This is a genomic window from Flavobacterium urumqiense (assembly GCF_900108015.1).
In the GTDB taxonomy this organism is placed as follows: Bacteria; Bacteroidota; Bacteroidia; order Flavobacteriales; family Flavobacteriaceae; genus Flavobacterium; species Flavobacterium urumqiense.
On sequence record NZ_FNVP01000001.1, the window covers coordinates 255024 to 268559 of the forward strand.

General features: G+C 33.7%; 12 protein-coding genes. 7 read left to right on the top strand and 5 right to left on the bottom strand.

Features of this window, described 5'->3' with window-relative positions; genetic code table 11:
• Positions 1-54: 54 nt before the first annotated feature.
• Positions 55-834, bottom strand: a complete 780-nt coding sequence (locus C4S35_RS01100; protein WP_103998391.1) for a TatD family hydrolase — start codon at positions 832-834, stop codon at positions 55-57.
• Between the two features lie 158 nt (positions 835-992).
• Between C4S35_RS01100 and C4S35_RS01105 the strand changes: the two genes are divergently transcribed.
• Positions 993-1433 (top strand): retropepsin-like aspartic protease, encoded by a 441-nt coding sequence (locus tag C4S35_RS01105; RefSeq protein WP_103998392.1) that lies wholly within the window; start codon positions 993-995, stop codon positions 1431-1433.
• 436 nt (positions 1434-1869) lie between these two features.
• Here the strand turns inward: C4S35_RS01105 and odhB are convergent, their stop codons facing one another.
• Both odhB and C4S35_RS01115 read right to left on the bottom strand, forming a co-directional pair.
• Positions 1870-3129 carry a 2-oxoglutarate dehydrogenase complex dihydrolipoyllysine-residue succinyltransferase gene (odhB, locus tag C4S35_RS01110; RefSeq protein ID WP_103998393.1) on the bottom strand — a complete coding sequence of 420 codons (1260 nt, stop codon included), beginning with the start codon at positions 3127-3129 and terminating at the stop codon, positions 1870-1872.
• A 217-nt stretch (positions 3130-3346) separates the two neighbouring features.
• Positions 3347-6121, bottom strand: a complete 2775-nt coding sequence (locus tag C4S35_RS01115) for a 2-oxoglutarate dehydrogenase E1 component (protein WP_103998394.1) — start codon at positions 6119-6121, stop codon at positions 3347-3349.
• A gap of 118 nt (positions 6122-6239) precedes the next feature.
• Between C4S35_RS01115 and C4S35_RS01120 the strand changes: the two genes are divergently transcribed.
• A complete protein-coding gene (locus tag C4S35_RS01120; RefSeq protein ID WP_103998395.1) occupies positions 6240-6782 on the top strand; it encodes a hypothetical protein in 543 nt (180 codons plus the stop codon).
• A 9-nt stretch (positions 6783-6791) separates the two neighbouring features.
• The gene (locus C4S35_RS01125; RefSeq protein ID WP_103998396.1) at positions 6792-8123 is read left to right on the top strand and encodes an alkaline phosphatase D family protein; all 1332 of its coding nucleotides are present in this window, start codon (positions 6792-6794) and stop codon (positions 8121-8123) included.
• On the opposite strand, the gene C4S35_RS01130 is transcribed toward C4S35_RS01125, so the two are convergent.
• On the bottom strand, positions 8124-8474 hold the full coding sequence (locus C4S35_RS01130; protein ID WP_103998397.1) for a hypothetical protein: 351 nt from the start codon (positions 8472-8474) through the stop codon (positions 8124-8126).
• A gap of 136 nt (positions 8475-8610) precedes the next feature.
• Positions 8611-9585 carry a polyprenyl synthetase family protein gene (locus C4S35_RS01135; RefSeq protein WP_103998398.1) on the bottom strand — a complete coding sequence of 325 codons (975 nt, stop codon included), beginning with the start codon at positions 9583-9585 and terminating at the stop codon, positions 8611-8613.
• 178 nt (positions 9586-9763) lie between these two features.
• Between C4S35_RS01135 and C4S35_RS01140 the strand changes: the two genes are divergently transcribed.
• From C4S35_RS01140 to C4S35_RS01155, 4 genes are all read left to right on the top strand, one after another.
• On the top strand, positions 9764-10285 hold the full coding sequence (locus tag C4S35_RS01140) for a YceI family protein (protein WP_103998399.1): 522 nt from the start codon (positions 9764-9766) through the stop codon (positions 10283-10285).
• A 156-nt stretch (positions 10286-10441) separates the two neighbouring features.
• The gene (locus C4S35_RS01145) at positions 10442-11038 is read left to right on the top strand and encodes a TetR/AcrR family transcriptional regulator (RefSeq protein ID WP_103998400.1); all 597 of its coding nucleotides are present in this window, start codon (positions 10442-10444) and stop codon (positions 11036-11038) included.
• The gene (locus C4S35_RS01150) at positions 11038-12381 is read left to right on the top strand and encodes a TolC family protein (protein ID WP_103998401.1); all 1344 of its coding nucleotides are present in this window, start codon (positions 11038-11040) and stop codon (positions 12379-12381) included. The genes C4S35_RS01145 and C4S35_RS01150 overlap by 1 nt, the downstream gene beginning before the upstream one ends.
• Positions 12382-12385: 4 nt before the next feature.
• Positions 12386-13447 (top strand): efflux RND transporter periplasmic adaptor subunit, encoded by a 1062-nt coding sequence (locus tag C4S35_RS01155; protein WP_103998402.1) that lies wholly within the window; start codon positions 12386-12388, stop codon positions 13445-13447.
• The last annotated feature ends 89 nt before the right edge of the window (positions 13448-13536 follow it).

The window sequence follows — 13536 nt, forward strand, 5'->3', positions numbered from 1 at the left end:
ATTTTTGTGTGGGCAAATGAACAAAAAAAATATTAAAATAATGTCAATTCTCTTTTAAATACCAAAAATAGCTTTCGAATTCTGAGTTGTTACCTTCGCAATTTCATTTGCCGAAAGGTTATAAATTTGCGCTAACTTATCAACTATAGCGACTAAATAACTGCTTTCATTACGTTTCCCGCGAAAGGGAATTGGCGCCAGATACGGCGAATCCGTTTCCAAAACGATATCCTTTAAATCAATTAGATGCAAGAATTGATCGATTTTTCCATTTTTAAATGTTACAACGCCACCAATTCCTAGTTTCATGTTATAAGAGATCGCTCTCAAAGCTTGTTCATAAGTCCCTGAAAAACAATGAAAAATACCAAAAAGATCATCCGATTTTTCATCTTCCAAAATATCGAAAATTTCATCGAAAGCTTCTCGACAATGAATGACAATAGGTAATTTGTACTGTTTCGCCAACCTGATTTGAGTTCTAAAAGCAATTTGTTGTTCTTGCAAATGGGTTTTATCCCAATATAAATCGATACCAATCTCACCTATAGCACAGAAATTCCTTTTGTGCAATTCATTTTCCACATGCTGCAATTCTTCCAGATAATTTTCTTTTACATAAGTTGGATGCAAACCCATCATCAAGAAAACATTCTCCGGATAATTTTTCTCTAATTCATACATTGCTTTCGTACACGTTGAATCAATAGCAGGAATAAAGAAACGAGTAACTCCAGTATCTATGGCACGTTGTATCATTTCGGTTCTGTCTTGATCAAATTCTTCGCTATAAAGGTGCGTATGCGTATCGGTAATAATTGTTTTTGTTTCCAAGGGTAAAGTTTAAGAATACAAATTTACGAGAATAAAACTAGTGGGAAAAGCTGTTTCATCAGAAAAATCAAATTCACAAAATTCCCTTATAAAATGAAGAAAACTCCTAGTATCTTTGTGAAACAAGAATAGTAAATACTGAAATAAATTCTGCATAAATGAAAAATCTGCACGATATCCTAAAAAAAGAAAATTACAAAAAAGTAAAATTCAAAATCACAAAAACACAACACCTTTTGATAAAGGCAAAAATCAATGGCGTCATGGGAAACTTCATTTTAGATACAGGAGCTTCAAACAGTTGCATCGGATTTGAAAGTGTCGATTTATTTTTATTGGAAGCCAAAAAATCAACAACAAAAGCTTCTGGCGCAGGAGCAACAGGAATGTTTACACAAATAGCCACAAGAAATCTACTACAGCTTGGTTCTTGGAAAGATTTTGATTTTGAGATTATAATTTTTGATTTATCCCATGTAAATGAAGCTTTAAAACAACATAAATCAAAACCAGTACAAGGAATTATAGGGGCAGATATTTTAATGAAAGGCAAAGCGATTGTGGATTATTACAATCATTATTTGTATTTGATGAAGTAAAAAATAGTCATAAAAAAAGAGAGCATTAATGTACGAGTTACTTCAACTTACTTATCATCTCCTCCCTGGTAAGATCCATTAATCCCAAAATCTACTATTTTGATTTTAAATGTGGTTACATTTGGTGTCCAAACATCAATATGAAAATTAAGCATTGCCGATGCATCAATTTTGCTAGCTTTAGTGATAACACCAAAAAAACCTTATAATTCTGATTATTTTTTGAATGTTGTGGTGGTGTAATGGTAGATTCTCATTTTTAATTTTTTTAACTTATACTAATCTTACTTTTTTTACAATAAAAAGACGTAAACACAAGAAAAAGCAAAATTAAATACACATTTACAATTTCGATTTTAGATAATAAAAAAATCCCGTCTTGCAAAAACAAGACGGGATTAGTATTTTTCCTCTGTCGAGTGACAAAAGTATAGATTTACAATTCTAAAGCTTTTTTAGGATTGTTGTCCATCAATAATTCCATTGGGTTTTCTAAAGCTTCTTTTACCGCTACCAAGAATCCAACTGACTCACGACCATCAATAATTCTGTGGTCATAAGATAAAGCTACGTACATCATTGGATGAATTTCCACTTTCCCATTTACTGCAATTGGACGCTCAATAATGTTGTGCATTCCAAGAATTCCAGATTGTGGAGGATTAATAATTGGCGTACTTAACATACTTCCGAAAACACCACCATTGGTAATTGTGAACGTTCCACCAGTCATATCATCAACCGTGATTTGTCCGTCACGCGCTTTTATTGCTAATCGCTTAATATCAGATTCTACACCACGGAACGTCAAGTTTTCCGCATTACGAACTACAGGAACCATTAACCCTTTTGGGCCTGAAACTGCAATTGAAATGTCGCAAAAATCGAAAGCAATTTTGTGATCACCGTCCATCATTGAGTTAACATCTGGGAATAATTTTAACGCTCTTGTTACTGCTTTGGTAAAGAAAGACATGTAGCCCAATCCAATTCCACCATGTTTCGCTTTGAATGCATCTTTGTATTCATTACGTAATGTATTTATAGGCGTCATGTTTACTTCATTGAATGTAGTTAACATCGCTGTTTCATTTTTAGCCGCAACCAATCTTTCTGCGACTTTACGACGCAACATAGATAATTTAGTTCTTTCCGTACCACGAGATCCTCCTGTAGGAGTTCCCATAGATGGCACTGCATTTACGGCATCATCTTTAGTAATTCTTCCATCTTTTCCTGTTCCTGTAACCGTTGCAGGAGCTATATTTTTTTCATCCAATATTTTTCTTGCCGCTGGAGATGGAGTTCCTGTAGCGTAAGTTGATGTTGCTGCTACTGGTGCTGCTGCTACCGGAGCCGCTTTTGGAGCTTCAGCTTTAACTTCCACTTTTGGTCCTGAAGTCTCGGGATTAACTGTTTTTGCTACTTCAGCCACTGGTGCATCGCCTGATGGTTTAGCCGCGTCTGTATCGATAAGACAAACAACTGCACCAACTGCAACTGCGTCACCTTCTTCTGCTTTTAGTGTAATAATTCCGCTTGCTTCTGCTGGCAATTCTAAGGTTGCTTTATCAGAATCAACTTCAGCAATTGCTTGGTCTTTTTCTACATAATCTCCATCTTTTACTAACCATGTTGCAATTTCAACTTCTTTGATTGATTCCCCCGGTGATGGGACTTTCATTTCTAAAATCATGTCTTATTATTTTAAATTATGAATTTTAAGTTTTAAATTGTTCTAAAACAACCTATGTTTATTTTATGAACTGTTTTTTAGCCCTGATTGCAGTGAAAATCCTTTTTGTTTTTTTTTAAAAATAAAAAGATTGCAACGTAAAGTAGGTTCCTGGCTCCTAAAAATAATTATTTTAGTGAGATTGCTTTGCCACGTTGCTCACAACTCGTCGCAATAACTATCTAAATAAATTTTTATCGAATACCATTCTAATAGCATCCGCCTGACGACGTTTTGCTCTTGTATAACTTCCTGCCGCTGGAGCTGCATACGCTTTTAGGGAGGCCAATCTCCATTTTACTAAATTAAAGTTCATCAACATGAAACTGTAAGCTCCCATGTTTTTTGGTTCTTCTTGCGCCCAAACATAATCATCAACGTTTGGATATTTAGCGATAATAGCTTTTAATTGCTCTACGGGTAATGGAAATAATTGTTCGATTCTAACTACAGCAACATCTTTACGACCATTGATTTCTCTTTCGGCAGTGATGTCATAATAGAATTTTCCCGTACAGAAAACCAATGTTTTTACCTCTGCTTTATTTACTGTTACATCATCAAATGTTTCTTGAAAACTTCCAGTTGCAAATTCTTCAACAGTAGAAACTACTCTTGGATCACGCAACAAACTTTTTGGCGTAAAAACAATAAGCGGCTTACGGAAAGTTGTTTTCATTTGTCTTCTCAACAGGTGAAAGAAGTTGGCTGGCGTAGTACAATCGGCAACATACATATTTTGTCTGGCGCAAAGCTGTAAATAACGCTCCATTCTTGCAGATGAATGCTCCGCTCCTTGTCCTTCATATCCGTGAGGCAATAATAAAACGATTCCGTTCTGGTTATTCCATTTATCTTCTCCACAAGAAATATATTGGTCAATCATAATTTGGGCTCCATTACTGAAATCTCCAAATTGTGCTTCCCATATAGTCAGTGTATTTGGGTTTGTCAACGCATAGCCATAATCAAAACCTAAAACACCATATTCAGATAAAAGGGAATTAAAAATGTTAAATTTCCCTACCTTACCTTCTAAATTATTGATCAAAACTACCTCTTCCTCAGAATCTTCGACTTTTACTACGGCATGACGGTGAGAAAAAGTACCTCTTTCTACGTCTTGTCCAGAAATACGAACATCATATCCTTCTTTTAATAATGACCCATAAGCTAAATGTTCGGCCATAGCCCAATCCAACTTATTAGTTTCGAAAAACATTGTTTTTCTGTCGTTTATTAATTTTTGGATTTTGCTGATGAATTTTTTATCCGAAGGCAAATTGCAAATTGCATTTGCAACATCAGTCAGCCCATCTTTAGGATAAGAAGTATCTACATTTAAAAGCATTTGAACGTCTGTAACCTGCTCGAAACCTTTCCATTCATTTTTCATAAATGGAGTAATAATCGTCAAGTCTTTTTTACGAGATGCTTCAAGATTTACTTCAAGATTTGATTTGTATTCTTTTTCTAAACCATTTACATAAGAGGCATCAATAACTCCTTCTGACAAAAGTTTCTCTGCATAAATATCTCTCGGATTTTGATGTTTTGCAATAATTTTATAAAGAACAGGCTGAGTAAAACGAGGCTCATCCCCTTCATTATGACCATATTTTCTATATCCTAGTAAATCGATGAACACATCTTTACCAAATTGCATTCTGAAATCCAACGCAAATGACATAGCATGTACTACTGCTTCAGCATCGTCCGCATTTACGTGCAATACCGGCGACAGCGTTACTTTGGCAACATCCGTACAATACGTTGATGAACGAGCATCGAGATAATTAGTTGTAAAACCTACTTGATTATTGATTACGATGTGAATTGTACCTCCCGTTTTGTATCCATCCAATTGTGCCATTTGCACAATTTCATAAAGAATTCCCTGTCCAGCGATTGCTGCATCTCCGTGAACGGCGATTGGCAATACTTTTGAGAAATCATTAGGGAAATACTTATCTTGTTTTGCTCTTGTAATTCCTTCAATCACGGCACCTACTGTTTCCAGATGCGAAGGATTTGGAGCCAAATTAATATTTATGTTTTTTCCTGATCTGGTTACTTTTTCAGCAGTAAGCCCTAAGTGGTACTTTACATCTCCGTCAAAATATTCCTGATCGTAATCTTTTCCGTCAAATTCACCAAAAATGTCTTGAGTGGATTTACCAAAAATATTGGCTAAAACATTTAAACGACCACGATGTGCCATTCCCATAACAAATTGCTCCACTCCTTGCTCTGCAGCTTTTTCTATCAAAGCATCAAGCGCAGGAATAATAGATTCCCCACCTTCCAGTGAAAATCGTTTTTGACCTACATATTTTGTATGCAAGAAATTCTCAAAAGAAACTGCTTCATTTAATTTTTCTAAGATTGTTTTCTTTTCATCTGCAGAAAAATTTGGCTGATTGTCATTCTTCCCTAATTTTTTCTGGATCCATTCTACCACTCCTGGTTTACGAATATACATATACTCCACCCCAATATGCTGACAATAAATAGTGTCAAGGTGCATTATGATTTCCTGAAGTGTACAAGGTTGAATACCGATAACTTTAGCCGCGTCAAAAACCGTGTTTAAATCGGCTGCAGAAAGATTAAAATTAACAATATCTAATGTAGGAGATGTTGTTCTTCTGTCTCTTACGGGATTTGTTTTTGTAAACAAATGTCCTCGAGATCGATAGCCATCAATCAATTTAAGTACGTTAAATTCCTTTTGAAGTTTTTCTGACACATGAACACTCTCCATATTCCCAGAAGCAACATTTGCTATGTAGGTTACTGGATTCTCATCAGTATAAGTTGTCATCCCAAAGTCGAAACCCTGAAAAAAACTTCTCCAACTTGGCTCTACGCTGTCTGGATTTACTAAATACTGATCGTATAATTGTGCGAAAAATTCGGTGTGTGCTGCGTTTAAAAATGAAAACCTATCCATATCGTTAGTGTCTGTACTTTTTTGTTAAATAGTTTGACAAAAGTACAATAATCAATTAAATCTAAATCTTTTTTTTACCTACTTTTACGTAAAGATTTGTTAAAATAACCAACGAAATATGAAAAAAATATACCTTTTACCCATTTTAAAGTTTACTTTGATTTTCATATCCCTATTCTTTTCCGGGTTTTTATTGGCACAACAACAAACAACAGCACCAAAAGCTCAAAGTGATTTCTGGGAAAAAGTACAATTAGGTGGAGGCATCGGATTAAGTATTGGTTCCGGATACACCGATATTTCGCTGGCACCAAGTGCTATTTATAATTTTAATCAATATGTAGCGTTGGGTCTTGGCGCGCAATACAGGTATGTAAAGCAAAAAAATTATTATGCATCCAACTTATATGGAGGAAGTATTATTGGGTTGTTTAATCCAATATCCCAAATCCAACTTTCGGCAGAATTGGAAGAATTAAGAGTAAATGTTAATTTAAGCCGCTCTGATAGCAATTCCCAAGACTATTGGAATACCGGTTTGTTTCTGGGAGCTGGCTATAAAACTGGAAATGTGACTATTGGCGCACGTTATAATGTGCTAAGCGATAACAATAATGTTTATGGCAACGCATTCATGCCGTTTGTCAGGGTTTATTTTTAATTTAGCATCATGAAAAAGACTTTACAACTGTTATGTATTTTATTTATAAGTTCTTGCTTTGCACAAAGTAACATTTTACAATCCGGTCCTATGGTGGGTTATTGCGAAATGAAAGAAGCCGTTATTTGGTTACAAACCAATAAAGAAGCCGTAGTCAAGGTAGCCTATTTCTCAACCGATAATCCATCCAAAGTATTTTATTCTAACAATTACACTTCTTCAAAAGATTCTGGATATACATACCATGTTATTTTAGACCAATTACAACCTGGCAAGAAATACAACTACTACATTTTCATAAATAATAAAAAAATCAACTTGCCTTATGAAACTTCATTTTCATCAAAAAAATTATGGCAATGGCGTGAAGACGCACCTGATTTCACGGTAGCATTTGGCAGTTGCATGTACATCAATGATACTGAATTTGACAGACCGGGAAAGCCTTATGGAAGTGGCTATTCTATTTTTGAAAGCATTGTTAAAAAAAATCCGGATATTATGATTTGGGGTGGAGATAATTCCTACTTAAGAGAAGCAGATTGGGATAGTAAAACCGGTATTTATTATAGAAACACGCATTCGAGATCAATCAAGGAAATTCAGCCTTTGCTGGCAAAAACACAAAATTTCGCAATTTGGGATGATCATGATTTTGGTCCGGATGACAGTGACCGCAGTTTTTACAACAAACATATCACTCAAAAAGCATTTAAGGATTTTTGGGGTAATAAAAGTTACGGAATAAGTCCAGATCAAAATGAAGGTGTTTTTTCAACTTTTAATTGGGGTGATGCGCAGTTTTTTCTAATAGACGATCGCTTTTTCAGATCTCCTGATAATAGAATTACCGGAGTAAGAACCATGATAGGAACGACACAATTGGAATGGCTAATTGATGCTTTAAGTACATCAGACGCTAGTTTTAAAATAATAGTAATCGGTGGCCAAGTGATAAATGCTGTTCCGGACACCGAAAATTATGGTCGCTTTCCTTTAGAAAAAGAAAAATTACTCAACGAAATAACAGCTAATAAAATAAAAGGAGTGTTTTTTCTAACTGGTGATAGGCATTTTGCAGAAATGTCAATGCTTCCCCGTGAAAATACCTATCCTATTTTCGACTGGACCGTTTCACCGCTGACTGCCGGAATTGTTTCCAAAAAAGTATTAAGTGAAGACAATAAATATAAGGTTTTAGGAAGTGCATTTGTTCAGAACAACTTTGGGACAATTTCCTTTTTAGGTTCAAAAGAAGAGCGACAAATGAAACTTACTTTATTCGATATAAAAGGAAATGAATTGTGGAGTAAATCAATCTTTAAAAAAGAATTGCAGTAACTAATACTTATTTCTAAACCATACTTTTTGCCATTCTCTTTTTAGAATCAAGAAAGATACTTGCTCAGCTAGGAGTACTAAATCTGATCCGTCCAGTTTTTTTATTTGTTCCTCAGAAACATCAATTATATAAAGCAGATTAAGATATTCTGTAAATTTATACTGTATGAGCCTGTAAATTTTTTCGTGTAATTGCAGTTTCAATTCAGCAGGAGAAATGCTCATGGGAAAATCAATTGCTTCATTAGCAAGATTAAAATCCTTATTCATTTGTTCTACTAACTTTAAATATAAGGCTTCTTTTTCGGCTTCCGAAATAAGCAAATCAACATTTTTAGGTGCTACGAACATTTAATTTTTGATTTTTAGATTAGCGAATTCAGCTTTTTGATTTGGCACAATTTCGGTTTATATTTTTAGGATTAAAAATTATTCACTCGTAGTAAAAACTTCCGAGATCAAATATCATTAATCTTACATCAGAAATCTACACTTTTCTACCCATTAAATTTTCTCCAAAGGTTCGCAATATTGATTTTTTATCATCGTCAATATTCATTTTTTCAACGATTTCAAATGCTTTAAACGTAAATTCCTGAATAGCATCTTGAGTAGCTTTTGAAGCGCCTGAACTGTTAAAAATTTCTTTTACGGAACTAATTTTATCTGAATTTTCATCCGGTTGGATAGAAAACAATTGAGTCAATTGCTGCGCTTCTTCTTTTTTCGAAAATTCTAATGCTTTTAGATACAAATAGGTTTTTTTGTTTTCGATAATATCACCGCCTACTTGTTTCCCAAAAGTTTCGGGATCACCAAAAGCGTCTAAATAATCATCTTGCAACTGAAAAGCTAACCCTAAATTTAATCCAAAATCATATATTAAATTTGCATTTTCTTTAGAGGTTTCCGCAATGATCGCACCCATTTTCATCGCTGCAGCCACTAAAACTGCTGTTTTATTTTCAATCATTTTCAGGTAATCCGGGATTGTAACATCAATACGAGTTTCAAAATCCACATCCCATTGTTGTCCTTCACAAACCTGAAGCGCCGTTTTGCTGAACAATTTGGCCAGTTTTCGGAATATTTTTGGTTGATATTTTTCAAAATACTGATAGGCTAAAATAAGCATAGCGTCACCAGATAAAATCCCTGTATTTACATTCCATTTTTCATGAACTGTTGCCTGACCTCTTCTTAAAGGAGCATCATCCATTATGTCATCATGAACCAATGAAAAATTATGAAAAACTTCAACAGCTAAGGCCGCGGGTAACGCTTTTTTATAGTCAGCATCAAAAATTTCAGCGGTCAATAAAGTAAGTACCGGTCGGATTCTTTTTCCTCCAAGATCTAATATGTAATGAATGGGCTCATATAGATTTTTAGGCTCTTTTATTTCATATTGTGATTGCAAATAATCTGAAATAAATTCCTGATACTGATAAATGCTATGCATAAAAATTAATTTTTGGCTAATTTACAGTATTCACAAGAGATTACAAACTGCGTTTCTTAAGGAAATGTTAAATAAATAAAAATACTACGGAAACTTCTTTGGTATTCAAAGTTTCCTTTTTACATTTGCAATTGAAATTTTAACATTTCCTCTACATAAAATAACTTTTCCAATTATTATGAAAACAAAATGGATAATTGATTCAAGCCAATCAGATATTATGATTAAAAACAGACATTCCATAATTGCTTATTTGGATGGCACAATCAATAAATTTGCGGGTCATGTTGACATTCAGGATAATGAACTTGAAGATGCTTCGATCGAATTTGCTTTAGATATAAATAATACAGATATAAAACTGGAACAAATAGACACGCACTTAAGACTGAATAATTTTTTTGATACCAATGAATATCCGCTGATCAGCTTTAAGTCGACTTCGTTTCAAAAAGTAAACAAGAATATTAATTTTTTGAAAGGAAATCTAACGATTAAAAATATCACTAAAGTTATTGAACTAGACGCCGAATTCATTGGAATTAACACTACCAACGGAATTGAAAAAGCCGCTTTTGAGATTGTTGGGAAAATAAACCGTAAAGATTTTGGCTTAAAGTATAATTATTTTACACAAACTGGAGGTTTAGCAAAAGGGCAAGATATTAAATTAATTGCCAATTTAGAATTTACTGCTTAAAATACGAGTTTATATAAATGTTAAATTTATGTAAATAATTTGGAAACTATTTTCGTATTCAAAGTTTCCTTACTACATTTGTGCTCTAAATTCACCTATTCAAAATGATGAATTTGAGATAATTAAAAAATACTAAAAAGAGTTCAGCACAAAAAAATGAAAGAGAAAATTATATCAAAAGCAAGCGACATGTTCTTAAAACTAGGTTTTAAGAGCATTACTATGGATGATATTGCAGGAGAAATGTGCATTTCTAAAAAAACGATTTACAAGTATTTCTGCAATAAAGAAATACTTATCGAAGAAAGTACAGCTGCCATTCATGGAGAAATTCATGAAATTATTGATGCCATCATCAGACAAAACCACAATGCAATTGAGGAAAATTTTGAGATCAGAAAAATGTTTAAAGAGATGTTTAAATCATCTGACACCTCTCCAATATATCAATTAAAAAAACATTATCCCGAAATATATGAAAAGGTGATGCTTAGAGAAATCAATGAATGCAATTCCGCTTTTGAACAAAATATCAAAAAAGGAATTCAACAAGGATTATATCGGGAAAACATTAACATTGATAGTTATATTCAATTTTATTATCAGCTAGTATTTAGCATTAAAGCAAGCATAGTTTCGGAAAAAGAAGGCCAAAAAATAGAACTTGAAATATTAGAATACCATACCCGAGCGATGGCAACACCAAAAGGATTAATTGAACTTGAAAAACATTTACTAAACTATACTATATAATGAATAAGCTAATCTTAATCACATTCTTGGTTTTTGCCATTACCGCAAAATCACAAGAAGCAAAATCGCTCACACTAAAAGATGCGATTACCTATGCCTTAGAGAATAAAGCAGATGCAAAAAAAGCAAAATTAAAAGTAGAAAACAGCGAATACCAAATCCAAGAAGTTCGTTCTAAAGCACTACCCCAAATATCCGCTAATGGAGGATTAACTTACAATCCCATTCTTCAAACAACATTTCTGGATGCAGGTTCCTTTGGTGGTGAGAAAGGAAAAACAATTCAAGCTAATTTTGGACAAAAATGGAGTTCTACAGCTGGTTTATCGTTGAATCAAGCCCTTTTTGACCAATCTGTTTTTACAGGTTTAAAAGCGGCAAAATCAACTAGAGAATTTTACCAAATAAACAATCAATTAACTGAAGAGCAGGTAATAGAGAGAGTCGCTAACAACTACTACCAAGTATATGTTCAAAGACAAAAATTAAATGTTTTGGACAATAATTATGTAAACACCAACAAAGTAAAAAACATAATTAAAGGGCAATTTGATAATGGATTGGCTAAAAAAATTGATTTAGACCGGATTTTAGTAAAAATATCAAATATCAATACACAACGTCAACAAGTTTTGAACGCAGTTCAACTGCAGGAAAACGCCTTGAAATTTTATATTGGAATGCCTATTGAAACAAAAATTATCATTCCTCAAACGGAGTTTCAAGTTACCCCTCAGGCCTTATCTGAAACCCCAAATACGGAAATCAGAACGGAATATTTGCTTTTGAAAAAACAAGAACAATTATTAACCTTTCAAAAGCAAGCAAATCAGGCAGCTTATTACCCAACGCTTAATCTATCTGCAGGTTACAACTATATCGGTCAGGGCCCAAAAATACCGTGGGGAGCAAAACCAGCTGATGGTGTTTACTGGTCAGATTTCTCTTCGATTGGTTTGAATTTAAAAGTGCCCATTTTTTCAGGATTTGCAACACGAGCAAAAGTGAGACAAGCGGATATTAATCTAAGATCAATAAAGGAAGATATAAACGACACCAAATTAGGACTTGATTTAGCGTATGAAAATGCCAAAATACAAATTGACAACAGCATTATTACCATTGGAAACCAAAAAACAAATGCGCAATTAGCTCAGGACGTTTTGAGTAACACAAGAAATAACTACGTACAAGGATTAGCTTCTTTAACTGACTTATTGGATGCTGAAAATTCATTAACCGAGGCACAAAATAACTACACATCTGCGATATTAGATTACAAACTGGCAGAAATTCAATTGATCAAATCAAAAGGAGAATTAAGAACATTAATAAATAACTAACAAAATGAAAAAAAATATAATAACCATAGGATTAATCATAGCCGCTTTAGCAATTATTTCTTACACTTTAATGAATAATAAAAAAGAAAATGAAGCAAAAACAGCTATTGTAGCTGAGAAAAATGCCAGCGTTTCTGTTAAAGTTGGAACTGTTAAAACGGAAGATGTTTCCCTAGATTTTTCTGCTAATGGTAATTTTGAACCTTTACAGGAATTAAAATTTTCTGCAGAGAAATCAGGCAGAGTGGTGCGTGTTCTTGTAAAAGAAGGAGATTATGTGAGAATTGGGCAAACTTTAGCAATTATTAGAAGTGAGCAAATTTCATCTGACCTACAAACTGCAGAGGCTTCATACCAAAATGCGCAGGCGGACTACAATCGTTTTGAGAATGCCTTCAGAACTGGCGGCGTTACCAAACAACAATTAGATCAAGCAAAGCTGGGTTTAGTAACGTCAAAATCCAGATTGCAACAAGCTAGGGTTAATATTGGAGATACTAATATTAAAGCCACCATTAATGGTATTGTAAATAAAAGATATATTGAGCCAGGATCAGTTCTTGGTGTGGCAACACAGATGTTTGACATTGTAAATGTTTCAAAACTTAAACTAAAAGTTACTGTTAATGAAAGTCAAGTAGCAAGTTTGAAATTAGGTAATATTGTCCAAGTTAGTGCCAGCGTTTATCCTGATTCAAAATTTTCAGGAAAAATTACTTTCATCGCTCCAAAAGCAGATACAAGTTTAAACTTTCCTGTAGAAATAGAAATTGCTAATAACGCTGCAAATGATTTAAAAGCTGGAATGTACGGAACGGCTGAATTTGCATCCAATCAACAAAAAAAATCGTTAATGATTGTTCCCAGAAATGCCTTTGTAGGAAGTGTCAGCAGTAATCAAATTTTCGTTGTAGAAGACGGTGTTGCTAAAATGAAAACTGTAGTTGCCGGAAGAATACTTGGTGATAAAGTAGAAATTATAAATGGACTTTCTGATGGAGAAATAGTAATTATTACGGGTCAAATCAATCTTCAAGACGGATCAAAAGTGGATATTATAAAATAGTCGAAAGTCATAAAGTCAAAAGTTGCAAAGTCAAAAATAGAAAAACTAAGACTTTATACCGTAAACTTTAAGACCTAAAAAGTAAATAT